We start from the raw sequence: 26,854 nt of genomic DNA, 5'->3' as shown, positions 1-26,854 counted from the left end.
GCAGAATTGAAAGAAAAAATGAAGAAAATTATCCAAACTGCTGGTGAGTTAACCAGGACTTTCATGACTTTTTTCAAGAGCTCGGAAATGAGTCTTTCATCCATCGCTGTTGCTTACTACCTATTATTGGCGATCTTTCCTCTGGTGTTGATTGTGGGAAATATTTTACCTTTCTTACAGATTGACACTTCAGGCTTGCTCGTTTTTCTGTCGAATAACTTACCTAATGATATTTATAAAGGTGTAGAGCCAGTGGTTAATAACTTACTGAGCCAACGCAATACTGGTTTGCTTTCCGTTTCTGTACTTGCTGGTTTTTGGACTTTTTCTCGTGCCTTATCCGCTTTGCAGATGTCAATGAATAAAGCCTATGAAGTGTTTAACCACCGTGATTTTATTATCAGTCGGATTATTGGTTTGGCTTCGGGGTTTGCTATTTTACTCTTCTTATATTTTTCGATTGTCCTTTCAACCTTTGGACAATTGATACTAGAGCAAGTTTACCGAGTCTTTCCTTTTGATCGTAGTCTCTACCGAACGCTACACAACATGACCCTACCTGCTGTTGCTGTTGCTGTCTTTCTATCTTTGATGCTGCTTTATTTCATCTTGCCAAATGTTAAAATCAGGAAGTTAAGATACACGATGCCAGGAACAATTTTTTCTACGTTTGTCTTAGTGTTTTTAACAAACTTTATTGCAAAGTATGTTAGTTTTGCTTTAAATCAGCTTGATGACCTAAAGCTGATTGGGTCTTTGGTGGTGTTTGCTCTTATGATCTGGTTTATCTTTATTGCTCGAGTCTTGATTATAGGGGCAATCTTAAATGCGGTTTACCAAAAAACTCAGCTAGGTAAAATTGAAACTCGTCGAGGAGAAATCGTGGAATTTATTAAAGAAATTAGAAATAATGACTGACAGACTGGTCAGTAAAAAAAAATTCAGCTTACGAAGCTGAATTTTTTTTATTTTTAAAGACAAAAAATTTCGAATAAAGATAATTAAGGACAATTGTGAGGACTTGAATAAAGACGTTCAATTCAGCAACCATACGATTCTTAGAGAGACCAAAAAGGTTCATGAGAAGCTGCGGATGTTGGTCGACAAACCACCAGTTAATAACAATTGCCAGCAACAGCAATACGATACGACCCGATACAAAACTAATAAAATCGCGCAGAAGTTGGTCAGACTTATGATGAAAGACAAAAATTTTATTGGTAACAAAGGCAAAAAGGATACTACAAGATTGAGCGACAGTTTCTGAGGCCCAACCAGAATGCCAAGCTTGCCAACTCAGCCATTTGACTAGGGCATAGACAGCTGTAGCGAGTACTCCGAAGATGATGTAGCGTAGCGTTTCAGATTGAAGAAAATATTTAAGCTTTTTCATAAAGTCATTATATCAAAAAAGAAGAAAGAGCGGGAACTTGAATAAAACAAGGAAAAGTGGGTTGCCCTTTTTGCACCTCAAAAAGGCGCGTTATGCGTTGACATCCTTTACTTAAAAATGTCATAATAGAGGCATGCCTAAACAACGATTTTATTCTTTTATGATTGGAACAGTCATTGAAGCTTGGATTTTCAGCTGGACGTTCCTTTCAGGTGACTGGTTTTTTGCTAGCTTCTTTGGAGTGCTGCTTGTACGACGCATTTGGCTAGCTTATAGACTTGATAAACTGATCCGAGAAATGAAAATCTAATTTTTCTGCTCGGTTTTATAATAGATAACTAAAAAACTGACAGCTTACAGGTGGGAAAATTCTATTTTTTAACTGACAGCGCTATCAGTAAGTAAGAGTAACAGGAGAAAGAAAAATGGGAGTTTCAGTCCAAGAGCTTATTGACAAAATTCATTTTCACGTAATTTATTCTACAGAGACCGCGCTAAAAAAGGAGATTACCACTTCCGAGATTATGCGCCCTGGGCTTGAAATGGCAGGATATTTTGATTACTTTACCCCCGAACGCATTCAGCTTTTTGGGATGAAAGAGTGGTCTTATATGATGACTGTTGTAGGGGATAATCGCTACGACTTGCTTAAAAAAGTCATGGCACCTGAAACACCAGTTGTCATTGTCGCGCGTAATTTAGAGATACCGAGTGAAATGGTTGCAGCAGCCAAAAAGTCTGATATCGTGCTTTTGCAATCCCGTGAAGCGACAAGTCGACTCAACTCCGTTTTGACCTCCTTCTTAGATGAAAAATTAGCAGAACGAACAACTGTTCATGGGGTACTGATGGATATTTTTGGTGTAGGGGTTCTGATCCAAGGCGCTAGCGGCATTGGTAAGTCTGAAACCGGTCTTGAATTAGTCAAGCGTGGACACCGTCTTGTGGCTGATGATCGGGTGGACGTTTTCCAACGTGATGCCTTTACCTTAGCAGGTGAACCAGCCGAAATTTTGCGAAATATGATTGAAATTCGCGGTGTTGGGATTATTGACGTAATGAGCCTTTTTGGTGCTGGGGCTGTCAAAGATGCAACTGATATCGATATGGCCATCTATCTTGAATATTACGACACCAGTAAAGATTTTGATCGTTTAGGAAATGCGCCAGCCATCGTTTCTTTTTCTGACGTTGAACTTCCTCAAACACGTATTCCTGTAAAAACAGGACGGAATGTATCTGTCATTGTTGAAGCGGCGGTCATGAATTTTAGGGCTAAACAAATGGGCTTTGATGCTACCAAAACTTTTGAAGATCGCCTCACTAATCTCATTAGTCAAAACAAAGAAGAAGACTAAGCTCAACACTTACTGACAAGCCTGTCAGTCAACTAAAAAGTACTGACAGACTTGTCAGTCAAGAAAATAAAATAAACTATGAATAATCTTTTTCCTTTTTTAGCCATTGATAAAATAGCGCTCCATCTAGGTCCGCTAGCTATTCACTGGTATGCCATTTTTATTGTAACTGGCGTAGCAATTGCCGTATGGTTGGCTTGTAAAGAAGCTCCCCGACGTCAAATTACAAGTGATGATGTCATTGATTTTGTTCTTTTTGCCTTTCCGATAGGTATAGTTGGTGCGCGTGCCTATTATGTTATTTTTGAGTGGTCCTACTATAGTCAGCATCCAGAGCAGATTATTGCAATGTGGGATGGCGGCGGAGCAATTTACGGTAGTCTTATTGCGGGTGCCATTGTACTTTTCATCTTTTGTTATTATCGCATGATTAATCCCTTGGACCTCTTAGATATTACGATTCCAGGTGTCTTTCTTGCTCAAGCGCTAGGGCGCTGGGGAAACTTTGTTAATCAAGAGGCCTACGGTAAAGTCGTCTCAAACCTAAACGGTCTTCCTTTATTCATCAGAAATCAGATGTTTATTGATGGGCACTATCGAATGCCGACCTTTCTTTTTGAAAGTATTGGAACATTGACAGGTTTCCTTCTGGTTATTCTCTTACGACACCGCCTAAAAGGTTTAAAACGTGGGGATATCTTCAGTTTTTACTTAGTATGGTATGGTCTAGTGAGATTTACTGTCGAAGGGATGCGCACTGACAGCCTTATGTTAGGTCCCGTTAGAGTGTCACAGTGGCTTTCTGTTCTACTCGTAATTGTAGGTGGTGCATTGTTTATCCAGCGGCGGTTAAAAAAGCAAGAAAATCTCAATTAAACTGCCCTAGGCAGTTTTTTAGTTGTTTAAATTTTTCAGCAAGTTATATTAGAAATAAAATGAATAATTTGTTATAATAAGTTAAAAAAGAATCGCTTTCATTAAAATGAAATGTGATTGAAGGGGTAAAGTTTAACTACCCTAAAAAGGAGGAAACGTGGGAAATATTGCATTACTCATCATCGCGATTGCTTTCGCTATACTAGTTATCTTTTTAGTCATTGTCTTGCACAAAGTCTCAAAAGTAGTGGAGGAAGCAAACCGTACGGTTAAGCTCGTTTCAAGTGACGTAGATGTTTTACTTCATCAGGCAGATGATATTATGGCAAAAGCTAACACTTTGCTTGAAGATGTAAACGGAAAAGTAGCCACAATCGATCCCTTATTTACCGCTGTGGCTGATTTATCTGTCAGTGTTTCAGATATCAATACCTCAAGCCGTAATCTTGTTGGGCGCCTCAATAGAACCTCAACGGGGCGGAAAACCAGTGCAGCTTCAGCTGTCGTTCTTGCTAAAACAGCCAAAAAATTCTTTGTTAAAAAGGATAAGAAAGCGGCGAAACAACCCAGTCAATAATGTCCAAAACAGAAAGGAACTATGCTATGTCTAAGAAAACAGGATTTCTCGTTGGAGCCCTCGTCGGGGCCGCTGCAGCACTTTTTCTCGCTCCTAAAAAAGGAAGCGAGCTTCGTGAAGAAGCAGGAAAAATCTATGATGATTTCAAAGAAAACCCCCAAGAGACGCTCAATGTCCTAAAAGATAATGCAGTGGATTTTTCAGCCGATAAATTCAATGAAATCAAAGAAAAGTTTGATTCAGGTGAAATTTCAGCCGAAAAAGCGAAAGAATATTTGATGGCTAAGCGTGACATGATCAAAGACAAAGTAGATTCAGGTGAGCTTTCAAAAGATACTGTAGTTGACTTTTTCAATGAAACACGCGAAGCAATTATGGATAAACTCAATGCTATGAAAGAAAGTGGCGAAGAGCTTTTTGATGAAGATGAATCAGAAATGGCTGATGAAGTGGCTCAAGTTGTTGCTCAGTTTAAAGACAAAGAAGATGAAGCAAGTGATACAATTAAAGAAAAGCTCAATGATAGTGCACAAGCGCTTGACACTGAGCCTTTAGCAGAAGAAGCCAATAAAATTGCTGAAAAAGCGAAAGAATTGACGAACCATCCGAGTGAAAAGTGGTAAAAATTAGAAAGCTGCCTCTGGTAGCTTTTTTAATGTAAATAATTTACATACATAAATGTGGCAATTGGAAAAAAATTGCGTTATACTAGAGTAGTCTATAAATAAAAGAATAATCCGGAGGATTTTTAAATGGCACAAGCAAACTTTGGTGTTGTTGGTATGGCAGTAATGGGGAAAAACCTAGCCCTTAATGTTGAATCACGTGGCTACACCGTTGCCCTTTTCAATCGTACAACCTCAAAAACAGAAGAAGTTGTTGCAGAGCACCCAGACAAAAATTTTGTCTTGACAAAAACAGTTGAAGAATTTGTTGCAACAATTGAAAAACCACGTCGTATCATGTTGATGGTTCAAGCTGGAGCAGCAACAGATGCCACAATCAAATCTCTCCTTCCCCACTTGGATAAAGGAGATATCCTCATTGATGGGGGAAACACTCATTTCCCTGATACAATGCGTCGTAATGCAGAACTTGCAGATTCTGGCATTAACTTCATTGGTACGGGCGTTTCAGGTGGAGAAAAAGGTGCACTTGAAGGCCCATCTATCATGCCTGGTGGACAAAAAGAAGCTTATGATCTTATTGCACCCATTTTTGAACAAATCGCAGGGAAAGCACCACAAGATGGTAAACCTTGTGTCGCTTATATGGGCCCTAATGGTGCTGGTCATTATGTAAAAATGGTACATAATGGAATTGAATATGGCGACATGCAATTGATTGCGGAATCCTACGACCTCTTGAAACGTGTGCTTGGTTTGGATAACGCTGAAATTCAAGCGATTTTTGAAGAATGGAACGAAGGCGAACTTGATAGTTACCTCATCGAAATTACTAAAGAAGTCTTGAAACGTAAAGATGATGAAGGCGAAGGCTACATCGTAGATAAAATTCTTGATAAAGCAGGAAATAAAGGAACTGGTAAATGGACTTCTCAAAGTTCCCTTGATCTCGGAGTTCCTCTTCCGCTGATTACTGAATCAGTCTTTGCACGCTTCATCTCAACTTATAAAGACGAACGCGTCAAAGCAAGTCAAGTCTTGTCAGGTCCAGCAGCAAACTTCACAGGCGATAAGGCTGAAATCGTAGAAAAAATTCGCAAAGCGCTTTATTTCTCTAAAATCATGTCATATGCGCAAGGCTTTGCTCAACTTCGCCAAGCTTCTAAAGAATACGATTGGGATCTTCCTTACGCAACTATCGCACAAATCTGGCGTGCAGGATGTATCATTCGTGCTGAATTCCTCCAAAACATTACAGATGCATTCAACAAAAATAAGAACCTTGAGAATCTTTTGCTTGATGACTACTTTGTAGACATCACAAAACGTTATCAAGAATCAGTTCGTGACGTTGTAACACTCGCTGTTCAAGCAGGAATTCCTGTACCAACCTTCACTTCAGCAATTAGCTACTACGATAGCTATCGTTCAGCAAACCTGCCAGCGAACCTCATCCAAGCTCAACGTGACTATTTCGGTGCGCATACTTACGAGCGTAATGACAAGGCAGGAACCTTCCACTACGACTGGTATACAGAAGATTAAGATTTTAACAGGCAGATAGCTTGGGAAATCATATCAAAATTTACACTAAAAAATACAGCAGCTTTGCTGTGTTTTTTAGTGTAAGGAGCAGAAGTCCTCTTTCATTATTTAGAAAATTTTAGGAGTTTCTTTAAAAACGTAGTATAATGTTAAAGCAATAATACATATTTCGGAGGATTGAATAAAATGCTATATGGAAAGTGCCTTAATAGAAGGCTATGGACTAGAGAGATCAATCTCTTCATATTGACTGGTGTAAGGATGACGAAGAGATGAATAAACGACGCTATCCTATTTTTCTTGCATTAGCCAGTACCGTGGTTCTCTTTAGTACTTTTATGTTTATGTTGAATTTAAATCAATTTTCGGGATACACGGGAGATGATTTTCTTTACCATTTTGTCTATGCAGGAGCTTGGCCGACTGAACATTTGAGACCTTATCATAATTTATGGGATTTTGTTTCGGCAGTTTATACTCACATGTCCATATGGAATGCACGCATGACTTCAATCATATTTGAAATTTTTGCCATGCAACTTCCAAAAGGAATTTTTAATATTTTCAATGCGGCGATTTATGCTTTAGTAGGTTTGCTGCTAAATATTCTTGTTAGCGGGAGGAGTGCGATATTCAAGCCTCTTCATTTGCTATTAACCTTTTTATTAATGTGGTTCTTTATACCTGGCATGGGCACGACAGTTCTCTGGGCAAGTGGCACAGCCAATTACCTTTGGCCCACAGTGATTATTATCGCTTTTTTCCTTCCCTTTCGCTTCAATAAAGATATTAAAAAGCGCTCCCTGAGCTTTGGACTTTTTCTACTAGGGATTTTAGCAGGATTTACTAACGAAGTTGGTGGAGCCACAGCGATCTTAGTTGCTGTTTTATTTATGGTTTACAATTTCAGAAAATCGCCGAGTGAAGGAATCCTCACACAAGCATATGGTGTGCTTGGGGCAATCATCGGTTTTGTACTTCAAGTTTCCCTCTCGGCAGGTTCAGCTGAAACACAAAATTATGGTAAATCGGCAGGTTTTTGGCAACAAATACAAGTTGTTTTTTCAGAAACAATCCATTATTCGGGATATCTGATCTTGATTTTTCTTATCCTGAGCGGCTTACTTTTTATAAGACGTAGGCAGTGGGAAGATACCGTAGAAAGCTTAGTTGTCTCCAGTTTCTTCTTTTTTGGCTCTGGTTTAGTAGGATGTGTCGCTATTATAGCATCACCGATCACCCCAGCACGACTTTGGTTTGTTAGCAATATTTTATTTATTACTGCTTTATTATTAATGCTTGAAGCTTGGCAAGAGTTACGGCTACAAAAAATATGGACAAAGCTTCCTCTTTTTCTTGTTATTTTGGTGATGGCGTTTGTAGCTATTCCAAGTTACGCCTATAATCTTAAAGAAGTTAAATCATCTTATCAGTATTTTTATACAGCGCAAAGTATTGCTCAAAAAGCTCAAAAGACTGGCGAGTCAGTGGCACGCGTACCTGGGATGCCTATCACGTCTAATTCTTTTAATCCCTATTATGGGACACCATATTTAGTTGCAAGTGAGCATCCTGAAAAGGAGTGGGCAAATGTATGGTTTGCTCAATACTATGGTTTAAAACAGGTGTATTTAGATAATCAGGTGCCTTTACAGAAGGTACCCAATCAAGACTTTGTCCTAGTAAGGGGAATTGTTTCACTTTATAAACGTTATCTAGGGCGTTTGCAGACCAAGCTTTTTCCTATCGGGCCTCAAACAGTGCTCAAGACAGAAACAGATCCCTCCCTGATTTCTAAAAATAAGAAAATGGGAAAAAATCCTAAACCAAATAATGATAATTTATCTTCAACCAAGCCTTGGCTTCGTAATGCGCTGATTCGCTATATTGATGTTCAATCAAAGCAAATAGTGGGAACAGAAAGAATCACTTCACCTTATAATGAATCCTATGATATTTCTCATGCCTCCGTACAAGGTTATCGTACGCTTGCTTCTAATCCAAAAGTCTATAGATTCAATCAAAGCACTGAACAAACGATTGATATTAAAGTGAAAGCTGACTTGCATAACATTACTATATTCTTTAATGACAACAAGGGTAAAACGGTAAGCACTGCAAATATTGAAGCGCTGACGAACCAAATCGTCACCATTCAATTACCGCGTGGCTATCAAAAAAATGGCTCAAAAATAACAACTTTGTCTATTCAAGCAGATAGCTCATGGGATCGGACTCTCATTTTGACTAAGATTCCTTTTTGGAAAGATTGGAGTCGACTGACACTCCTATCTATCATAGGAAGTGGTCTTGTGCTCTTACTTGTTTATGATTTCTTTTTAGAAAGAAGCATGAGGTAAAATGCATAATTGATAATTAAAAGAGCAGAGTGATAAGCGCTATGAAGGAAATCAAAAACACATAAAAAAATCGAACTCATTGTTCGATTTTTTTATGTTATGTCCTATTAAAGGAAAAGTAGTATTATGTGATAATCTTGACAGTTTTTTCATCTTAAATCATTTAATTTCTGCTATAATGTAGTTATCAAAAATAAGCCTGAGTTGAGGTTTGTTTTTTATAAAGTCACTCATTGTGGCGGAAGAAAGTTGAGGAAATTCAAATTGAGTCATGCAAACAATAAGTCGTTTAATAAAGCGACATCTGCGGGCTTCCTTATTGCGTTAGGTATTGTCTATGGTGACATTGGGACGAGCCCTTTGTATGCTATGCAAGCTATTGTTCGAGGGCAAGGTGGTCTAGAAAACCTCTCTGTCAATTTCGTATTAGGCGCAGTTTCTCTTGTCATTTGGACATTGACACTCATTACTACGGTCAAATATGTGCTCATCGCCTTGAAGGCGGATAATCATCATGAGGGTGGGATTTTCTCTCTATTCACGCTTGTTCGTCGGATGAGAAAGTGGCTCGTTGTTCCAGCGATGATTGGTGGAGCAACATTATTAGCTGACGGAGCATTGACTCCGGCTGTTACGGTAACCTCAGCAATTGAAGGGCTGAGGGGAGTCCCTAATCTTGCGAATGTTTACTCCAACCAAACGGCTGTAATCATTACTACCATGATTATCCTCGCCTTTTTGTTTCTTATTCAACGTTTTGGGACAAGTTTAGTAGGAAAGCTTTTTGGACCGATAATGTTTGTATGGTTCAGTTTCCTCGGTATTAGTGGCTTATTAAACTCTTTTTTAGACTTGTCTATTTTAAAAGCAATCAATCCTTACTATGCAGTTCAGCTCTTGTTTAGTCCTGAAAACAAAGCAGGTTTCTTTATTTTAGGTTCAGTTTTCCTCGTTACAACGGGGGCAGAAGCACTATACTCGGACTTAGGACACGTCGGTCGAGGAAACATTTATGTCAGTTGGCCGTTTGTAAAAATCTGTATTATCCTGTCCTACTGTGGGCAAGGAGCATGGTTATTGTCACACCGTGGCGAAAGTTTATCACTCAACCCCTTCTTTGCTGTTTTGCCACAACCCTTGGTAGTTTATGCGGTTATCCTCTCAACACTAGCCGCAATTGTAGCTTCTCAAGCTTTAATATCTGGTTCTTTCACACTTGTTTCAGAAGCTATTCGACTCAAATTATTACCTTTGTTAAGAATTTATTATCCTGGTCAAAGTTTAGGACAGCTTTATATTCCTGCTATTAACTTTGCGCTTTGGGCAACTACTTCATTCTTTGTTCTTTATTTTAAAACCTCAGAACATATGGAAGCAGCTTACAGTCTTGCCATTACTATCACAATGTTAATGACAACGACTTTATTGACATATTTCCTTATTCAAAAGGGCATACCTAAAATTGGGGTGGCCGTGATTTCACTGGCCCTGTTTATGATAGAAGGTTCCTTCTTTGCAGCATCATTGGTGCAATTCTTACGAGGTGCTTATATCGTAGTACTGATAGCTTTGATGATCATCTTTGTAATGTTCATTTGGAGCAAATCGCATAAAATTGTTTTAAAATATATCAAATCACTCAATATTAATGACTATAAGAATCAACTCAATGCGTTGCGTCATGATGAATCCTATGATTTATATCAAACAAACGTTGTTTATTTGACAAGCAAAATGGACCATGAGTGGATCGATCGCTCTATTTTGTATTCTATTCTTGACAAGCGTCCTAAACGTGCAGAGTGTTACTGGTTTGTGAATGTTAAGGTCACTGATGAGCCCTACACGTCAGAGTATAAGGTAGATATGATGGGAACAGATTTTATTGTTCGTGTCAATCTCTATTTAGGTTTCCGGATGCGCCAAGAGGTTCCTCGTTACCTACGGACGATTGTCACAGACTTGATGGAGTCAGGACGTTTACCTCGTCAGCACCAGCATTATAGTATTACGCCAGGTAGAAAAGTGGGAGATTTCCGCTTTGTAGTCGTTGAAGAAAAATTGATGAATGCACGTCAAATGCCGGGATTTGAACGTTTTGTACTTCAAACCAAGGCACAAATCAAGAGAATTACGGCCTCACCAATCCGCTGGTTTGGACTTCAGTTCTCTGAGGTCACCGTAGAAACCGTTCCTCTGGTGCTTTCAGACGTTCGTAATTTGGAAATTCATGAGCGTTTAGATCGGGCAGATGAAAAAGAAATTTTCACTACTAATGAAATATAAAAAAAGAAGAGTTCGTAGAAACTCTCTTTTTTATATTATGATAAGATTATTTAATTTTTAGGTTATTTATTAATGTTTAGATTTGAAAAAAATTAGAAAAAGGTGTAGTATTATTATGTTAACGCTTTAATTATTATATTTGGGAGGTTTCTTATGGAAGCGAAAAAGAAAAAGTTTCAGATGCCATCAGCATATACGATACTTTTTATCATTATTGCAATTATAGCGGTGCTGACTTGGTTTATTCCCGCAGGACACTATAAAGTGGATGATGCGGGAAACATCATCGCAGGATCTTTTACACAGGTGGCTTCCAATCCTCAAGGGCTTTGGGATGTTTTTATGGCACCCGTTAATGGAATGTTGGGAATAGATGCTAATGGCAATATTCCTGCAACTCCTGCCGCAATTCCTATCTCTTTCTTTATTCTCATGGTAGGAGGCTTTTTAGGTGTTGTGAATAAGACTGGTGCCTTGGATGCCGGAGTAGCATCAATTGTTAAGCGTTTTAAAGGACGCGAGAAATTACTGATTCCTGTCTTGATGTCACTGTTTGCTTTGGGAGGCTCAACTTATGGAATGGCAGAAGAAACACTACCCTTTTATGTTTTGATTATTCCAGTAATGATTGCGGTTGGTTTCGATACTGTAACAGCCGTGGCCATTGTTTTAGTCGGTTCTCAAGTAGGATGTTTGGCTTCCACAGTAAATCCATTTGCCACGGGTGTGGCTTCCAATGCTGTTGGGATTTCGATGGGGCAAGGAATTGGTCTTCGCTTTATTATGTTAATTGTTTTGACCGCAATTTCCATTATATATGTTATGCGTTATGCCTCAAAAATTGAAAAGGATCCGACCAAATCATTAGTTTATAAAACCCGCGAAGCAGATCGTAAACACTTTGATATCGAATCCATCGAAAGTCAGGCAGAGATTACTACACGACAAAAGTGGGTCAATGGCATTTTCTTTGCAACTTTTGCGATTATGATTATTTCGCTTATCCCTTGGGATATGTTGAATAAACACTTTACGTTTTTCAATACAGCTACTGATTGGTTATCAGGTTTGCCAGTGGTCGGGGTTCTTTTAGGTAAAAATATGGCACCGCTCGGTACGTGGTATTTTCCTGAAATCACGATGTTATTTATTGTGATGTCGCTCATTGTAGCGGTGGTTTATCGCATGAAAGAATCAGAATTTATTGCGTCATTTCTTGCTGGTGCTTCTGATATGATTGGCGTAGCCATTGTAGTAGCAGTTGCACGGGGAATACAAGTTGTGATGAATAATGGAATGATTACGGATACGATTCTTCACTGGGGTGAGCAGGGATTGAGCGGGCTTTCTTCAAGTCTCTTCATTATTTTAACTTTCCTCTTTTATTTACCGATGAGTTTCTTAATCCCTTCCACTTCTGGTTTAGCGGCTGCAACTATGGGTATCATGGGTCCTATGGGAGAGTTTGCTAATGTTTCTAAAGATTTGGTAATTACTGCTTATCAATCTGCGTCGGGTATTTTGAATTTGATTACACCAACATCGGCGGTGGTCATGGGAGCTTTAGCAATTGCTCGTTTTAATATCGGAACGTGGTGGAAATTTATGGCAAAATTAATTGTGATTCAACTTGTGGTCATTATGGTTATTCTTGGTATTGCTGCGGTGTTATAATTTGAAGTTATTAACTTAACAAAAGGAGTAGAATATGAAAACATTTGTTACTGATGAACATCAAAAACAGGCGGTCCTTGCTTTAAAAACTTTGGTAAGTCATGAGTCGGTCCTTAATGAAAATGAGGCAGGCCCTGGTCAGCCTTTTGGACCAAAAGTAGTGGCAGCTCTGGATGAGGTTTTGAAACTTTGCGCGTCACTTGGTTTTAAAACCTTTAAAGATGATGAGGGTTACTATGGTTACGCAGAAGTAGGTGAAGGAGAACAGCTGTTTGGCTTATTATGTCATATGGATGTTGTCCCAGCGGCTGATCAAGCAGGGTGGCAGACAGATCCTTTTGAACTGATTGAACGTGATGGCTTACTCATTGGACGAGGGACCCAGGATGATAAAGGGCCTACGATGGCTGCTTTATTTGCAGTAAAGGCTTTGATGGATGCAGGTGTTGCCTTTGAAGGGCGTATCCGTTTCATTTTTGGTACGGATGAAGAAACGCTTTGGCGCTGCTTAGAAAAATATAATGAAAAAGAAGAAAGTATCACGATGGGCTTTGCCCCAGATGCGGAGTTCCCTTTGATTTATGCTGAGAAAGGCTTGTTGCAGGCTCATCTTATCGGCCCAGGGACAACAGAATTTTCTTTAAGAGCCGGTGGTGCATTAAATGTAGTGCCTGACCGAGCGTCTTATGCTTCCCATCAACTTTCAAAAGTCCAACAGGCTTTGGATGCGCATGGCTTTAGTTATGAAAAATTAGAAAATGGCTTGCTGGTTCATGGGAAAAGTGTGCATGCTAAGGATGCTCCGGAGGGGATTAATGCGGTCAGCCGTCTGGCAATAGCTTTGAGTGATGTCTTTGATTTTCCTCCTCTTTCCTTTCTTGGAAAACTGGTTGGAGAAAATGCAACGGGAGAAAATGTTGTTGGAAAAACTGAAGATGAAGCTTCTGGTGAGTTGTCAATGAATTTTGCTGAACTTGTGATTACAGAAGAAGCAACGAAAATTGGTTTAGACATGCGTATCCCAGTGACTGTGAATAAAGACGAGTTAGTCAAGAAATTAAGTCATAAGGCTGCGCAATATCAACTTGAGTATAAAGAATTTGATTGGCTAGCACCATTATATGTTCCTTTAGAAAGTGAGTTAGTAAGTACACTTTTAAGTACTTATCGAGATTGCACGAATGACATGACGGAACCAATGGTTTCCGGAGGAGCTACTTTTGCGCGTACAATGAAAAATTGTGTGGCTTTTGGGGCAATGTTCCCTGACAGTCCTGACTACATGCATCAAGCTAATGAACAGTGGTCTGTGGCAGAGCTTCGTAAAACAATGGAAATCTATGCAGAAGCAATTTATCGCTTATGGGGTAAGTAATAAAGAAATAAAAAACTTACGGATTAACCCGTAAGTTTTTTTTATTTCTACTAAGGAGCAATACGTTTGCGCGCCGCACGCTTACGTCCACTGTCAACTTTTAATGCTTTATTCTTGAGCGGATTTATGACTTTATAATGTACACCAAGTGCGACGAGACCAAGTGCTAGGTAAGTCGTTGCTTTTCCTGTTAAAACGCCAGCGATAAATGTTTTTTTATCCATAGAGTGACTCCTTTTCTTTACATAATCGAGAGAAGTGGATTCGTTTAAAAACGGGCGATCCTTTTGCGTGCTGCCTCTTTTTTCTTTTGGGCAATAAAATCTGCTTTGGAAGGTGTTTCTGAATGTTCAGGCATCCACCCTTTTTTCTTTGCGAGGAGGACAGTGGCTCCTGCGATCGTCATCTCGATAGCTTTACCTACGAGGTAACCTTTAATCAGTTTGTGCTTCATGTGTAGTCTCCTTTATCTATAAATTGAAATCGTTCTAATATTATTATAATTCAATTTTTAGAGTAACGCTAATGAAACGGTTGCAAAATGTGATTTTCTAAATGCTTAACTGGTTAAGGTAAGATAGAGGTTCATGTGATATCATATAACAAGTTACAACAATTTAAGTTAAGATAGAAAGAAGGTAGCAATAGATATGAAACTAATGGGCGTAAAAATAGATCAAAAGTTTATGAGAGACCTCGCCATTTTGATTGTAGGTGTCGGGCTTTACGTGCTCTCTGTCCAACTTTTTGTCATTCCAAACCGTTTAGCAAGTAATGGGGTGGCCGGATTTTCTGTACTTATGGATTTTGTTTTCGGGATTAACCCAGCTTTAACTTTCTTTTTAGTCAATATTCCACTCTTTGCTTTTGGGGGACGTTTGTTGCCGAGGCGAATCTTATTGTTAAGTGTTCCTGGAGCCCTTTCGATGAGTGTGTGGTTGATGATTTACGAAGCATTAGGAGTGACTGGCTTTCAGTTTTCACATGTCATTTTTGCGGGAATATTGGATGGGATTCTCTCTGGGATTGGTGCGGGACTTGTGATTATTTCAGAAGGGACATTTGGAGGTTCGATTTTACTTGGTCGAATTTTGGAAGAACAGTGGGATTTCAAAATAGATAAAGTCTTATTTATGGTCGATGTGGTGGTCTTGAGTGTCTCCTTATTGACTTTCCTTTCCTTACCAAATTTTGCGGTAACTCTGCTTTCGTGCTATATCTTTAGTAAGATGACTCTGATTGTCGGTCGAGCAGAATATCGTCAGCTTCTGATGCATCGGGGGAAACGAATTTATCGTAAGGTTTTCGCTAGTTAAGGCATAAGAAAAGTACAAAAGTTGCTGACAGAGCTGTCAGTAACTTTTTTATTCTTTCAAAGCTTGAATTTGTGTCTTAAATCTGAAATAATAGAGAAAAGTATTGATAGAAATGAATAAGCGGATAACTTCATGAGAGATAATAAAGTTTTAGTAATTGTCGGACCCACTGCAGTCGGAAAAACAGCTCTAGGAATAGAACTTGCTCAGCGTTTTAATGGCGAAATCATTTCGGGTGATTCGCAACAAGTGTACCAGGGATTAGATATTGGTACAGCTAAAGTGACTAAAGAAGAACAGTTGCTTGCACCTCATCACTTGATCGATGTAAGATCTTGGGAGGAAAATTTTTCGGTACATGACTTTGTTTCACTTGCTAATGAAACAATTGCAGCAATTATTGAGCGAGGAAAAGTTCCAATCGTTGTGGGCGGAACGGGGCTGTATATTCAAGCATTGGTGGAAGGGTATCACTTGGGTGGCGAAGAAAATCACGAGGCAATGCTGGCTCTGCGTGAACAATTAGAGACCCTTTCCGATGCGCAACTCTTTGAAAAGGTGACGAACTTAGGACTCAATATTCCCGAACTGAATCGTCGACGAGCAGTACGGGCTTTGGAGCGAGCAGAGTTTGGCGTTAAAGATGAAAATAAAGGCTCTGCTTATGAGTTTCATTTGATTGGTCTTAACGCAAAACGAGAAATCCTCTATGATCGGATTAACCGTCGTGTTGATCAAATGCTTAGTGAAGGCTTGTTAAATGAAGCACGTCGTCTTTTTGAGAAAGCCCCTCAAGCCCAAGCCGCAAAAGGAATTGGCTATAAGGAATTTTTCCCTTATTTTCAAGGAGAAGCAACATTAGACGAAGCTGTTGAGTTGGTTAAACGTAATTCAAGACGGTATGCTAAGCGTCAGCTGACGTGGTTTAAAAACCGGATGGCTGTTGAATTTTTTGTTGTTTTTGAAGCGGGTTATCCAGCGAATATTCTTGATCAGGTAGATGCTTTTTTGAACTGACGCCCGTCCCGAAAAATGTTATAATGAAACAGAATGAAAATGAGAAATTAATAAGTTACTGACAGGGCTGTCAGTAATATTTTTAGGAAAAAGAGGAAAATGTAAAGATGAATGATAAAAAGTGGTTGGATTTAGCGATGAAATACGGAGGATTCATGGCGCAAGATCGTGTTTTTCTGGAAAATCGGTTGGCTAGTTTGACGACACTTTCAGACAAACGTTTGTTAGTCACTCCACCAGCCTCTGTACTGAACGCCTATTTCGCTGAACTTTATCAAAAACGTTCTCCAAAAGATGCGACAGATTACTTTTTTGAGCTGTCTTGTGCACTTGATATTTTTGAGGAAAAACCTGATTTTCACTTGGAGGGAAAAGCTGGCACGGAAAATTTCCGCTTTATCCGCTTGAATCTTTCAGGAAAATCATTTGGTTTTTGCTACAAAAACAAAGAGGAAGAAGCCGTCATTTTTAGTGAATTTCCCGTAAAAATTACCGACGAACTTCTTTTTGAACTGGCTCAAATTTTTCCTCACTACCTCCTTGAAAAAAATGGGGAGCGCATCACGATGAGACCAGCAAAGTTTGAGAGTGAATTCGTCGATTTTAAAGAAGCCTCTCCACTGACAGACTTGTCAGAAAATGATGAATACATCCGCTTATCAGGCTATAATGTGGAAGATTTACTAGAGCAGGCACAACAAATTGGCTTTTTAAGCCCCTTACGCTTTGGTCGAGATGGACGCAAGCACTTTGTATATATTACAAAGGGAATGTAAAAGAACCCTTTTAAACAGCGGTAAACATTGCTTTTATGGCTGAGAAATGGTACACTTGTGAAAACGATTACTGATGGAGTTGTCAGTAATTTATGAAGAGAAAAAGGAGGAGTTCTCATGTCTATCTTATTATTTCCTGTGGTTATTCTAGCCATTATTTTACTCATTCTCATCTTTAGCTTAAGTACAATTGTGTTTGTGGTCAAACAGCAAACCGTTGCTTTGGTGGAACGTTTTGGTAAATATCAATCCACAGCTGGGCCAGGTTTTCATTTGAAAATGCCCTGGGGGATTGATCGAATTGCAGCGCGCATTCAATTGCGTTTGTTACAAACTGAAATGACAGTAGAAACAAAGACCAGTGATAATGTTTTTGTAACAATGAACATTGCAACGCAGTACCGTGTGAACGAAAACAGTATTAAAGATGCTTACTATAAACTCATGAACCCTGGCGAACAAATTAAATCTTATATTGAAGATGCATTGCGTTCTGCAGTACCCAAGCTAACACTTGATGAAGTTTTTGAGAAAAAAGATGAAATTGCATTAGAGGTACAACACCAAGTGGCAGAAGAAATGGAAACTTATGGGTACATCATTGTTAAAACTTTGATTACACGAGTGGAACCAGATCAAGAAGTCAAACAGTCTATGAATGAGATTAACGCTGCTCAACGGAAACGTGATGCTGCACAAATGTTAGCCAATGCAGATAAGATTAAAATTGTCACAGCAGCTGAAGCTGAAGCTGAAAAAGATCGATTGCATGGGGTAGGTATTGCTGAACAACGTAAAGCGATTGTAGATGGTTTGGCCCAACAAATCACTGAAATCAAAAACTTAGGTGTTGCTTTGGATGAAGAACAAATCATGTCCATCCTCCTCACTAACCAATATTTAGACACGCTCAACCAATTTGCGGATCGGGGGAATTCCACAATTTTCCTACCGGGTGGCGCAGAAGGTGCCGAAGATTTGCGCACTAAAATTATGTCTTCTATCAAAGCTACCAAAAATTAAACAAAAGACTATCCAAATGGATAGTCTTTTTATTTTTTAACTGAGTTTACTCTTGCATTTTTTTTAGAATTTCGGTAAAATAAGATGGTTGGGTAATCAACATCCGCGTCCGTAGTGTAATGGATATCACGCAAGATTCCGGTTCTTGCGATGGGGGTTCGATTCCCTCCGGACGCATATTTGTCAGTTGACAAATTGGTGTTCGGTCAACACTTTTGAAAATGACTCGTTAGCTCAGTTGGTAGAGCATTTGACTTTTAATCAAAGGGTCGCTGGTTCGAGCCCAGCACGGGTCACTAAATTATAGGATAAGGATTGTGGGGGAACTCACAATTTTTTCTTGCTTTCCTTAAAACTCTTTTTTATTAGTGATTAACAAAAAAGTACGATAGCTAAGAAAGCATAGAAGACACGGAGGTCTCATGGAAATTCAATTTTTGGGAACAGGTGCGGGGCAACCTTCAAAATCCCGTCAAACTCAAGCGATCGCCCTAAAAATGCTTGATGAACGCAATGAAATCTGGCTTTTTGACTGTGGCGAAGCAACGCAACATCAGATATTGAATACGCCGATTAAACCGCGTAAAATTACGAAAATTTTTATTACTCACCTGCACGGCGATCACATTTTTGGTTTAGCAGGCTTTCTATCCAGTCGAAGCTTTCAAAGTAGTGACGAGCAAACAGATCTTGATCTCTTTGGCCCAGTAGGCATTAAAGAGTATGTTTTAATGAGTTTGAAACTATCTGGTTCACGCTTAGGTTATAAAATACATTTTCATGAAATTTCACAAGCAGGCAAGGTTTTTGAGGATGATAGTTTTGAAGTCTATACCGATCTGCTAGATCATACAATCTTTTGCCTTGGCTATCGTGTCGTTGAAAAAGATCGTGTAGGGGAACTTGATGCTCAAGCCTTAAAGGATGCAGGGCTTCCTTTTGGACCACTTTTTGGCAAGATTAAAAAAGGTCAAACTGTGGAGTACGACGGAACTGTTTTTAATCCGCAAGATTTTATCGGACCTGATAAAAAAGGAAAAATTATCACGATTTTAGGCGATACGCGAAAGACCAATGCAGCGACGCGCTTGGCGTGGCAAGCAGATCTTTTAGTTCATGAGGCAACTTATGGTGCGGTTGAAAGTAAGATGGCACGTGCCCACGGTCACTCGACTTCAAAACAGGCGGCTGAAGTTGCTGTAGAAGCACAGGTCAAACGTTTATTATTGACCCATATCAGTGCACGTTATGTGGGGCCGTTAGTAGGGCAGTTGGCAAGAGAAGCCCAAGCTGTACATGGCAATGCTTTTGTGGTAAAAGATTTATATGAGGAAAAAATTGACTAGGACAATTGTAATTACCGGTGCGACAGGAGACATTGCTCAGGAAATAGTCAAACAGTTACCTGATGATGACCATCTGATATTAGTTTCCCGGCGCAAAGAGGCCCTTTCGGAGCTTTACGGTCATTTGACGCACGTTACCTTGTTTACAACCGATGAGTTACTAAATAAAGAAGAAGTCGGACCTGTAGATATTTTGATTAATAATGCAGGATTTGGGATATTTAAACCTTTGATGTCACAGACAGATGCTGAGGTGACAGAACAATTTGTAATTAATACCCTCTTACCTATTCAGCTGACGCGACAATTAATCCCCCAAAGACAATTGGTTAATATCGCATCCATTTCAGGGAAACTTCCGACTGCCAAATCAAGTATTTATGCAGCCTCTAAAGCTGCATTGTTAACTTTTTCTGATGCCCTTCGGATGGAAAATCCAGCCTTGATTGTAACTACGGTAAATACTGGACCGGTGCGGACTAAGTTTCATAAGGAGAACCAGGCCTATTTGGCTAAAGTGGGGAGAACCGCTCTTTCTGCAGAGAAAGTGGCCACTAAAATTGTGCAAAGTTTGGGGAAAAAGAGACGAGAAATTAATTTGCCCTGGACTTTATCCACAGCTTCGAGACTAAGAGCACTAATGCCCGGCCTATTTGACTATTTATCCACACGTTTTTTTAATTTTAAGTAAGCAAGTTTTTTAGTTTAGGCTAAGAATAGCTTAAGTTCCTGTTGATAGAAGCCAACTATAATTGGGGTTATCTTAAAGGAAATGAGGGCGGGTGCTATGTTTGAAAAATTTAAAGCGTTTATTAAAGAGATGGTTGATTTTGATGGCGAAAATATCTTTGAGGAGAAACAATTTCTCCGTCCGTCCGATGAATCGGAAAATGTATTCTAAGTAACAATACATCGGAGAAAGTCTGGCATTATAAGAAAAGAGATTTCCCAACTCTGGGATTTTTCTTTTGGACAAAATATGATAAAATAAGCATAAAACCTAGGTGAGGAATTTAATGATTCAAACGAAATATGAATGGATGCTCTCCGAGGGGACGCTTCCAGATGAGTTTTTAAAATTAATTAAAAAAGAAAAATTAGACACACTGACAGGAAAAATTCTCTATGATCGAGGCATTCGGGATGCTGAGAAAATAGAGCATTTTTTACGTCCAAATCTGGAGGATTTATATGATCCTTTCTTGCTCCATGATATGGAAAAAGCAATCACACGTATCTTAAAAGCGATTGAAACTAATCAAAAGATCTTGGTTTATGGTGACTATGATGCAGATGGGATGACCGCTGCATCAGTCATGAAAACAGCTTTAGATGAACTTGGAGCTGAAGTTGAAGTTTATCTTCCCAACAGATTCACTGATGGTTATGGACCAAATCTCGAAGTTTATCAATATTTCATCAATAACGAAGCCATTGATCTCATTATCACTGTGGATAATGGGGTGGCGGGAAATGAAGCCATCGCTTGGGCACAAAATCAAGGTGTTGATGTAATTATTACGGATCATCATGCGATGCCTGATCAGTTACCTGAGGCTTACGCCATTGTTCATCCTGAGCATCCAGAGAGCGCTTATCCGTTTAAATTTTTGGCAGGAGTAGGTGTTGCCTTTAAAGTCGCTTGTGCGCTTTTAGAATATGTGCCGCGTGAAATGTTAGATCTTGTCGCTATTGGGACGATTGCTGATATGGTAAGTTTAACGGATGAAAACCGTATTTTAGTTGCACACGGACTAAAAATTTTAGCACAAACAGAGCGTGCTGGTTTGCAAGAGTTGATGCAATACGCAGGTGTCGATTTTGATAAAGTGACTGAGGAGACGGTAGGTTTTCAAATTGCCCCACGATTAAATGCTTTAGGACGGCTAGATGATCCCAACCCAGCAATTGAATTATTAACTGGGTGGGATGAAGATGAAGCGCATGAGATTGCCAAGATGATTGATCAAAAAAATAGTGAGCGCAAGGAAATCGTTGAAGAAATTTATCAACAGGCCGTCATGATGTTAACTGGAGATCCTGTCGAAGTGCTCTACCACGAAGATTGGCATAAAGGGGTATTAGGGATTGTCGCTGGCCGTCTTTTGGAGCAGACACATAAGCCAGTCGTCATGCTTGCTAAAGAGGGAGAAATTTTAAAAGGCTCTGCTCGTTCCATTGAGGCTTTCAACATTTTTGATGCTTTAAATTCTCATCGTGAACTTTTTATTGCGTTTGGGGGGCATAAACAGGCAGCTGGGATGACCCTAACTCTAGATCATGTCACTGCCCTTAAACAAGCTATGTTAGATTATATCGAGCGTGAAAATCTTGACATGTCGCTTAAAAGCTCGCTTGAACTTTCTGGACGCTGTGATTTGGAGACGCTCTCTGTAGAACAAATTCGTAGCCTGCAAAAGTTGGCTCCTTATGGGATGGACCACCCTAAACCATACTTTTTAGTCGAAAATTATAAGGTCATGCAAAGCCGGAGCATGGGGAAAGACAATAGTCATCTCAAGCTTCGCTTGACTCAAGGAAAGCAACAGGTAGAGGCTGTTTATTTCAACCATGGTGCTGAAGCTTTAGAATTTGAACAAGTCGATACAAAGCTTGCGGTTAACTTATCAACTAATAGTTGGAATGGAAATACTACTGTTCAACTTATGGTACAGGATGCAAAAGCCGTCGGTATAGAACTCATTGATGCACGCAGCCAGGGAATAAATTTCCCAGAAAAAGCAGGTGTATTTGTTCAAAATGAACTAAAACATGATATAATGGAAGATGTGCTTGTTGTTTTGGAGGCACCTACAAATTTAGCAGGTTTTTCTTTGTTAAAGCAAGCCCTTCAAGCGAAGGCGGCCCAAAATTTGAAAATGATTTATTTTAAAAATCAGATTGAAGACACCTATTATTTAACAGGTGGCGGCAATCGTGAACAGTTTGCTAAATTGTATAAAGCAATCTATCAATTTCCCGAATTTGATGTCCGTTACAAATTGAAGTCACTTGCCGATTATTTAAATATTCCCCATCTTTTATTAATTAAAATGATTAAAATATTTGAAGAACTTGACTTTGTGACCATTGAAAATGGGCTTATGTCAGTGAATAAGACGGCAGAAAAACGTGAAATTTCAGAAAGTAAGATTTACCAAGAACTACAAGAAATTGTGAAAATGCAAGAACTTTTTGCACTGGCACCTGTTAAAGAAATCTATCAAAAATTAATTGAAAAGTGACTGTAAAAAAATTACTGACAAGCTTGTCAGTAACTTTCAAATTTAAAAATTACGTCTTACAGTTACAATTTACAAAAGGAGCACTGACAACTCTGTCAGTAATACAAAAACTATGGAATTAAAAGATTATATTGCAACCATTGAAAACTATCCAAAAGAAGGGGTAGTCTTTCGTGATATTAGCCCTTTAATGGCTGACGGTAATGCCTACAATTATGCAGCTACTGAAATTGTCCAATATGCCAGAGATAAAGAAATCGATATGGTTGTCGGACCTGAAGCGCGTGGTTTTATTATTGGTTGTCCAGTAGCGTTTGCTTTAGGTGTTGGCTTTGCACCTGTGCGTAAACCAGGCAAACTTCCACGTGAAGTCATCGAAGCAACCTATGAAAAAGAATATGGTACAGATACGCTAACGATGCACGCTGATAGCATTAAACCCGGTCAACGTGTGCTTATTGTTGATGATTTGTTGGCCACAGGTGGGACTATTGCAGCAACTATTGAGCTTGTCGAAAAGATGGGTGGGATTGTTGTTGGATGCGCTTTTCTCATCGAATTGGACGAGCTTAAAGGTCGTGAGAAAATTGGCAATTACGACTATAAAGTACTCATGCATTACTAATTTTATTCTATAATAATACGAATATTTCTGTCAGAACTTCCTTTTTGAAATGCTTTTAAAGAAGGAGTAAAAAAGTTCATGTAAGTTGACAGAAGTTTTTTGGCGTAAGCGATATAAAATATTGACAGCTAGCCAAATTTGATATAAACTATAAAAAGAAAATTCTGCAAACGAAGTTCGCTAAAGAGAGTTAGAAAGAGGTGTCAGCGATGCCATAATTTTCTGACTCGATGGAACGAACTTACATTTTATATGAAAAGAGAGCAAGAACTTGAAAATTACAGCCTTAGAAGGACAACAAACCTCAGAACTTTCAATGATTGAAGTCGCTCATGCATTGCTAGAGCAACATGGTAAAGAAATGCCATTTGCTGAAATTGTCAAAGCAATCCAGACTTACCTGAATAAATCAGACGACGAAATCAAAGCTAGTATTTCACGTTTTTACACCGAAATCAATACTGATGGAAGTTTCATTCCACTTGGTGGGAATGTTTGGGCCTTACGTTCATGGTATGCAATCGACGAAATCGACGAGGAAGTCATTGCCCTCGATGAAATCGAAGAAGACGAAGAAGAAAAACCAGCTAAAAAACGTAGCAAAGTTAATGTCTTTGGGATCGAAGATGAGATTGATCCAGAAGATGAAGAAAATGGCAAAGAGACAGAAGAAGATATGTCCTATGATGCTGAAGCTGAAGATGAAGACAAAGATGACGTCGCAGCTTATGATGCTGAACTTGCTGAAGTAGAACTTGAAAATGTAGATGAAGATGTTGAAATCGACGTTGAAGACGATGATGACGAAGATTCTGACGACTCAGACGAAGACTAAAAGTATAAAAGTGAGGTGAGGGGCCTCACTTTTATGAATATTTGCTTATTATTTGTAAAATTTCATAAGAACGGTTACAATAAATAAAAGTGAAATGCTAATCCTTGAACGTCAGTTCAAACATCATAAGGAGAACAGATTTGGTGGATAAAGACACAGCTGAATTTTCCCGCGAAAGTTTTAAAGAAAAGATTTTACGTCAGCTGGAAGAAAATGCTGTACAACAGGCGAAAGAAGAGACAGAGGCACCACGCGTCAGTCAATTTGAACGCCCAAAATCAGAAGATAAGCCTACAGAGACGCGCCCTCGTGCGACCCGAAGGAAAGTGGAGCTTGAACCCTTTGAGCTTCCTGTTTTTGATTTTCCTGAAGAAGAAGATGAACCGCTAGAGGAGGAAGTTAAGGCGTCAAAAGTCTCGCAAGAAACAGGTTCTTTACGGCAAAAACTAGAAGCTTTAGCTCTGGAAGAAAAAGAAAACGAAGCTTCAGCGACGACTTTCTCAAGAAGTGAGCATCGCCGGCCAAGTGAACCGCTCGAAAAAGAAACGTTTACTACTGCGGAAACAAGAGAGCGTACACCTCAGCGAAAAAAAGCGACCTCAAGTGCGAAAAATCGAGGTTCCAAAAAAATAAAACCGTCGAAAAAGCCAAAGAAAAAGAAACAAAAGCGTGTTACAGCAGGAAAAATTATTGCTGTGATTGTTCTTTTATTGATCTTGGTTATAGGGGGAACAGGATGGTATGGTTATAATTTTGTAAAATCTGGTGTGCAACCCTTAGACACCAAAAACCATACGATGAAGTCAGTCAATATCCCTTCTGGCTCTAGCAGTAAACAAATCGGTGAAATTTTACAAAATCAGTCCATTATCAAAAATGGGATGATTTTCCAATACTACACAAAGTTTAAGAATTATACGGAATTTAAGAGTGGCTATTATAACCTTTCTCCTGATATGGATTTATCCACGATTGCTTCTAAATTAGAAGAAGGAGGGACGGAGAAACCTGTTGCGCCGACACTTGGCAAGGTGCTCATTCCAGAAGGTTATACCTTAACGCAAATTTCCAAAGCGATTGCTGTAAATTCACAAGAGAAAAATGCAAAGACGCCTTTCACAACTGCGGCTTTTATGAAAACCGTACAGGATGAAACTTTTATCAACAAAATGGTTAAAGCCTATCCGAAACTGTTTGCTAGTCTTCCCGCAAAGGATTCAGGTGTGAAATATCAGCTTGAAGGTTATCTTTATCCTGCAACTTATGACTATACAAAATCTTCGACAGTTGAATCGATGATTGAAAGTATGATAGCAGCGATGAACGCCCAACTGACTCCTTATTATGATACCATCACTTCGCAAGGATTGAGTGTTAATGAAGTCTTGAGTTTGGCTGCATTAGTTGAAAAAGAAGCGAATAATGATGATGATCGGCGTCAAGTAGCAGCTACCTTCTTCAATCGCATGAATCAAGGAATGGTACTAGGTTCAAACCTCTCTGTTCTTTATGCTGAGGATAAACTGGGTGAAAAGACTTCACTTGAGCAAGATGCGAATATTGACACTACGATTGATTCACCATATAATTTGTACACCAATACTGGCTTTGGTCCTGGTCCGGTAGATAGTCCAAGTCTATCTTCAATCAAGGCAGTGCTAAATCCAGCACAAAATGATTATCTTTATTTCGTTGCTGATGTAACGACAGGTAAGGTTTACTTTGCTAAAACATTGGAAGAACAAAATAAAAATGTTCAAACTTATGTTAATGATAAAATTAAAAACTAGGAAATCACTTCAAACTTGTTTGTAGGATAAGACAAGGAGGAACGTTGATGCATAATCAGCGTCCTCTTGTTTTGTGAAGATGACAATTCCTAAAAGTTCGACCGTAGGGAACAAAAGAAGTTGCTTTCAGTTGAGCTGGTCAAAAAGTTTATAGAAAAAGGAAGAAAAAATGGAAAAAACATACCCAATGACCCAAGAGGGTCTTGATAAATTAAAAGATGAACTTGAGAATCTTAAACTCGTTAAACGTCCAGAAGTAATTGATCGGATTAAAGTGGCACGCAGCTATGGCGACCTTTCTGAAAACTCTGAGTATGAAGCAGCTAAAGACGAACAAGCTTTCATTGAAGGGCGTATTTCAACTGTAGAAACAATGATTCGCTATGCTGAAATTGTAGATAACGCTAAAATTGCTAAGGATGAAGTGGCACTTGGTAAAAAAGTTACTTTTGTAGAAGTAGGGGATACAGAAGAAGAGTCTTATCAAATCGTCGGTACGGCCGAAGCGGATCCTTTCTCTGGGAAAATTTCAAATGAATCACCGATTGCACGGGTGCTGATTGGTAAAAAAGTAGGAGATACAGTCAACGTACCCTTGCCTGTTGGTGAAATGACTGTTAAAATTGTGAATGTTGACTAATTAAATTAAAAAAGCCCCTTTTGGTGGCTTTTTTTTTACTGACAGCTTCATCAGTAGCCTTTTCTTACAGATTTCGCAGGGAAAATACTGCTCTGTTACTGACAGCCCTATCCGCACTTTTAATGGCTATTCTTGGTAAAAATTATTATTTTTAGGTATAATAGTCAGTAA

The 26,854-nt window shown here is 39.1% G+C and carries 25 protein-coding genes and 2 tRNA genes; 24 read left to right on the top strand and 3 right to left on the bottom strand.

The genetic code is table 11. The features are described from left to right. Positions 1–18 precede the first annotated feature (18 nt). Positions 19–918 carry a YihY/virulence factor BrkB family protein gene (locus JKP71_RS08605; protein ID WP_075524456.1) on the top strand — a complete coding sequence of 300 codons (900 nt, stop codon included), beginning with the start codon at positions 19–21 and terminating at the stop codon, positions 916–918. 28 nt (positions 919–946) lie between these two features. Here JKP71_RS08605 and JKP71_RS08600 read toward each other — a convergent pair whose 3' ends face one another. Further along, positions 947–1,393 carry a GtrA family protein gene (locus JKP71_RS08600; protein ID WP_200407706.1) on the bottom strand — a complete coding sequence of 149 codons (447 nt, stop codon included), beginning with the start codon at positions 1,391–1,393 and terminating at the stop codon, positions 947–949. 133 nt (positions 1,394–1,526) lie between these two features. Between JKP71_RS08600 and JKP71_RS08595 the strand changes: the two genes are divergently transcribed. The 10 genes from JKP71_RS08595 to JKP71_RS08550 all read left to right on the top strand — a co-directional run bounded on the left by JKP71_RS08595 (position 1,527) and on the right by JKP71_RS08550 (position 14,070). Continuing rightward, positions 1,527–1,703, top strand: a complete 177-nt coding sequence (locus tag JKP71_RS08595; RefSeq protein ID WP_075524458.1) for a DUF3272 family protein — start codon at positions 1,527–1,529, stop codon at positions 1,701–1,703. 115 nt (positions 1,704–1,818) lie between these two features. Beyond that, positions 1,819–2,751 carry an HPr(Ser) kinase/phosphatase gene (hprK, locus tag JKP71_RS08590; RefSeq protein WP_075524459.1) on the top strand — a complete coding sequence of 311 codons (933 nt, stop codon included), beginning with the start codon at positions 1,819–1,821 and terminating at the stop codon, positions 2,749–2,751. A gap of 78 nt (positions 2,752–2,829) precedes the next feature. Then, positions 2,830–3,627 (top strand): prolipoprotein diacylglyceryl transferase, encoded by a 798-nt coding sequence (lgt, locus tag JKP71_RS08585; RefSeq protein WP_200407705.1) that lies wholly within the window; start codon positions 2,830–2,832, stop codon positions 3,625–3,627. A 157-nt stretch (positions 3,628–3,784) separates the two neighbouring features. Beyond that, positions 3,785–4,204 (top strand): DUF948 domain-containing protein, encoded by a 420-nt coding sequence (locus JKP71_RS08580; protein WP_200407704.1) that lies wholly within the window; start codon positions 3,785–3,787, stop codon positions 4,202–4,204. Between the two features lie 26 nt (positions 4,205–4,230). After that, entirely contained in the window at positions 4,231–4,827 is a 597-nt protein-coding gene (locus tag JKP71_RS08575) for a YtxH domain-containing protein (RefSeq protein WP_075524462.1), read from the top strand. 129 nt (positions 4,828–4,956) lie between these two features. Beyond that, positions 4,957–6,375: an NADP-dependent phosphogluconate dehydrogenase gene (gnd, locus tag JKP71_RS08570; protein WP_200407703.1), complete on the top strand. Its 1,419-nt coding sequence runs from the start codon at positions 4,957–4,959 to the stop codon at positions 6,373–6,375. Between the two features lie 272 nt (positions 6,376–6,647). Continuing rightward, positions 6,648–8,735: a DUF3329 domain-containing protein gene (locus JKP71_RS08565; RefSeq protein WP_200407702.1), complete on the top strand. Its 2,088-nt coding sequence runs from the start codon at positions 6,648–6,650 to the stop codon at positions 8,733–8,735. A gap of 264 nt (positions 8,736–8,999) precedes the next feature. Further along, positions 9,000–11,021, top strand: a complete 2,022-nt coding sequence (locus JKP71_RS08560; RefSeq protein WP_075524465.1) for a KUP/HAK/KT family potassium transporter — start codon at positions 9,000–9,002, stop codon at positions 11,019–11,021. 153 nt (positions 11,022–11,174) lie between these two features. Continuing rightward, positions 11,175–12,695 carry a YfcC family protein gene (locus tag JKP71_RS08555; RefSeq protein WP_075524466.1) on the top strand — a complete coding sequence of 507 codons (1,521 nt, stop codon included), beginning with the start codon at positions 11,175–11,177 and terminating at the stop codon, positions 12,693–12,695. Positions 12,696–12,729: 34 nt separating this feature from the next. Then, a complete protein-coding gene (locus JKP71_RS08550) occupies positions 12,730–14,070 on the top strand; it encodes a M20 family metallopeptidase (protein WP_200407701.1) in 1,341 nt (446 codons plus the stop codon). A gap of 50 nt (positions 14,071–14,120) precedes the next feature. On the opposite strand, the gene JKP71_RS08545 is transcribed toward JKP71_RS08550, so the two are convergent. Then, positions 14,121–14,294, bottom strand: coding sequence for a DUF3042 family protein (locus JKP71_RS08545; protein WP_075524468.1), 174 nt, complete (start codon positions 14,292–14,294; stop codon positions 14,121–14,123). Between the two features lie 44 nt (positions 14,295–14,338). Continuing rightward, the gene (locus JKP71_RS08540) at positions 14,339–14,524 is read right to left on the bottom strand and encodes a DUF3042 family protein (protein WP_075524469.1); all 186 of its coding nucleotides are present in this window, start codon (positions 14,522–14,524) and stop codon (positions 14,339–14,341) included. Positions 14,525–14,720: 196 nt separating this feature from the next. On the opposite strand from JKP71_RS08540, the gene JKP71_RS08535 reads away from it, so the two are divergent. From JKP71_RS08535 to greA, 13 genes are all read left to right on the top strand, one after another. After that, on the top strand, positions 14,721–15,386 hold the full coding sequence (locus JKP71_RS08535; protein WP_075524470.1) for a YitT family protein: 666 nt from the start codon (positions 14,721–14,723) through the stop codon (positions 15,384–15,386). 132 nt (positions 15,387–15,518) lie between these two features. After that, positions 15,519–16,403 (top strand): tRNA (adenosine(37)-N6)-dimethylallyltransferase MiaA, encoded by an 885-nt coding sequence (gene miaA, locus JKP71_RS08530; protein ID WP_200407700.1) that lies wholly within the window; start codon positions 15,519–15,521, stop codon positions 16,401–16,403. A gap of 107 nt (positions 16,404–16,510) precedes the next feature. Beyond that, on the top strand, positions 16,511–17,179 hold the full coding sequence (locus JKP71_RS08525) for a hypothetical protein (protein ID WP_200407699.1): 669 nt from the start codon (positions 16,511–16,513) through the stop codon (positions 17,177–17,179). Between the two features lie 117 nt (positions 17,180–17,296). Next, a complete protein-coding gene (locus JKP71_RS08520) occupies positions 17,297–18,202 on the top strand; it encodes an SPFH domain-containing protein (protein WP_196756702.1) in 906 nt (301 codons plus the stop codon). A gap of 105 nt (positions 18,203–18,307) precedes the next feature. After that, positions 18,308–18,379 (top strand) — tRNA-Arg (locus JKP71_RS08515). A gap of 46 nt (positions 18,380–18,425) precedes the next feature. Then, positions 18,426–18,498: transfer RNA gene (locus JKP71_RS08510), tRNA-Lys, on the top strand. A 126-nt stretch (positions 18,499–18,624) separates the two neighbouring features. Continuing rightward, positions 18,625–19,548 carry a ribonuclease Z gene (rnz, locus tag JKP71_RS08505; protein WP_200407698.1) on the top strand — a complete coding sequence of 308 codons (924 nt, stop codon included), beginning with the start codon at positions 18,625–18,627 and terminating at the stop codon, positions 19,546–19,548. Beyond that, a complete protein-coding gene (locus JKP71_RS08500; protein WP_200407737.1) occupies positions 19,541–20,239 on the top strand; it encodes an SDR family NAD(P)-dependent oxidoreductase in 699 nt (232 codons plus the stop codon). Before rnz ends, JKP71_RS08500 begins: the two co-directional genes overlap by 8 nt. Positions 20,240–20,564: 325 nt before the next feature. Beyond that, positions 20,565–22,793: a single-stranded-DNA-specific exonuclease RecJ gene (gene recJ / locus JKP71_RS08495; RefSeq protein ID WP_200407697.1), complete on the top strand. Its 2,229-nt coding sequence runs from the start codon at positions 20,565–20,567 to the stop codon at positions 22,791–22,793. 112 nt (positions 22,794–22,905) lie between these two features. After that, on the top strand, positions 22,906–23,418 hold the full coding sequence (locus JKP71_RS08490; protein ID WP_075524476.1) for an adenine phosphoribosyltransferase: 513 nt from the start codon (positions 22,906–22,908) through the stop codon (positions 23,416–23,418). A gap of 271 nt (positions 23,419–23,689) precedes the next feature. Next, positions 23,690–24,253, top strand: coding sequence for a DNA-directed RNA polymerase subunit delta (gene rpoE, locus JKP71_RS08485; protein ID WP_075524477.1), 564 nt, complete (start codon positions 23,690–23,692; stop codon positions 24,251–24,253). A gap of 140 nt (positions 24,254–24,393) precedes the next feature. Further along, positions 24,394–26,043 carry an endolytic transglycosylase MltG gene (gene mltG / locus JKP71_RS08480; RefSeq protein WP_200407696.1) on the top strand — a complete coding sequence of 550 codons (1,650 nt, stop codon included), beginning with the start codon at positions 24,394–24,396 and terminating at the stop codon, positions 26,041–26,043. A gap of 169 nt (positions 26,044–26,212) precedes the next feature. Then, complete coding sequence (gene greA / locus JKP71_RS08475) at positions 26,213–26,683, top strand: transcription elongation factor GreA (protein WP_075524479.1); 471 nt, start codon at positions 26,213–26,215, stop codon at positions 26,681–26,683. Positions 26,684–26,854 lie beyond the last annotated feature (171 nt).

The sequence above is a fragment of the Lactococcus taiwanensis genome, from assembly GCF_014905395.1.
In the GTDB taxonomy this organism is placed as follows: domain Bacteria; phylum Bacillota; class Bacilli; order Lactobacillales; family Streptococcaceae; genus Lactococcus; species Lactococcus taiwanensis.
The sequence above is the reverse complement of the archived record's forward strand: the minus strand, read 5'-3'. Positions and strand labels throughout refer to the sequence as shown.

Excerpts from the sequence above, each read along its gene's own strand:
- JKP71_RS08600 (WP_200407706.1), bottom strand. The coding sequence starts at position 1,393 with ATGAAAAAGCTTAAATATTTTCTTCAATCTGAAACGCTACGCTACATC.
- greA (WP_075524479.1), top strand. The coding sequence starts at position 26,213 with ATGGAAAAAACATACCCAATGACCCAAGAGGGTCTTGATAAATTAAAA.
- JKP71_RS08525 (WP_200407699.1), top strand. The coding sequence starts at position 16,511 with ATGAATGATAAAAAGTGGTTGGATTTAGCGATGAAATACGGAGGATTC.
- JKP71_RS08550 (WP_200407701.1), top strand. The coding sequence starts at position 12,730 with ATGAAAACATTTGTTACTGATGAACATCAAAAACAGGCGGTCCTTGCT.
- JKP71_RS08540 (WP_075524469.1), bottom strand. The coding sequence starts at position 14,524 with ATGAAGCACAAACTGATTAAAGGTTACCTCGTAGGTAAAGCTATCGAG.
- rnz (WP_200407698.1), top strand. The coding sequence starts at position 18,625 with ATGGAAATTCAATTTTTGGGAACAGGTGCGGGGCAACCTTCAAAATCC.
- JKP71_RS08575 (WP_075524462.1), top strand. The coding sequence starts at position 4,231 with ATGTCTAAGAAAACAGGATTTCTCGTTGGAGCCCTCGTCGGGGCCGCT.
- recJ (WP_200407697.1), top strand. The coding sequence starts at position 20,565 with ATGATTCAAACGAAATATGAATGGATGCTCTCCGAGGGGACGCTTCCA.
- JKP71_RS08545 (WP_075524468.1), bottom strand. The coding sequence starts at position 14,294 with ATGGATAAAAAAACATTTATCGCTGGCGTTTTAACAGGAAAAGCAACG.
- JKP71_RS08605 (WP_075524456.1), top strand. The coding sequence starts at position 19 with ATGAAGAAAATTATCCAAACTGCTGGTGAGTTAACCAGGACTTTCATG.
- hprK (WP_075524459.1), top strand. The coding sequence starts at position 1,819 with ATGGGAGTTTCAGTCCAAGAGCTTATTGACAAAATTCATTTTCACGTA.
- JKP71_RS08565 (WP_200407702.1), top strand. The coding sequence starts at position 6,648 with ATGAATAAACGACGCTATCCTATTTTTCTTGCATTAGCCAGTACCGTG.
- JKP71_RS08595 (WP_075524458.1), top strand. The coding sequence starts at position 1,527 with ATGCCTAAACAACGATTTTATTCTTTTATGATTGGAACAGTCATTGAA.
- miaA (WP_200407700.1), top strand. The coding sequence starts at position 15,519 with ATGAGAGATAATAAAGTTTTAGTAATTGTCGGACCCACTGCAGTCGGA.
- JKP71_RS08535 (WP_075524470.1), top strand. The coding sequence starts at position 14,721 with ATGAAACTAATGGGCGTAAAAATAGATCAAAAGTTTATGAGAGACCTC.
- gnd (WP_200407703.1), top strand. The coding sequence starts at position 4,957 with ATGGCACAAGCAAACTTTGGTGTTGTTGGTATGGCAGTAATGGGGAAA.
- JKP71_RS08490 (WP_075524476.1), top strand. The coding sequence starts at position 22,906 with ATGGAATTAAAAGATTATATTGCAACCATTGAAAACTATCCAAAAGAA.
- JKP71_RS08555 (WP_075524466.1), top strand. The coding sequence starts at position 11,175 with ATGGAAGCGAAAAAGAAAAAGTTTCAGATGCCATCAGCATATACGATA.
- lgt (WP_200407705.1), top strand. The coding sequence starts at position 2,830 with ATGAATAATCTTTTTCCTTTTTTAGCCATTGATAAAATAGCGCTCCAT.
- JKP71_RS08520 (WP_196756702.1), top strand. The coding sequence starts at position 17,297 with ATGTCTATCTTATTATTTCCTGTGGTTATTCTAGCCATTATTTTACTC.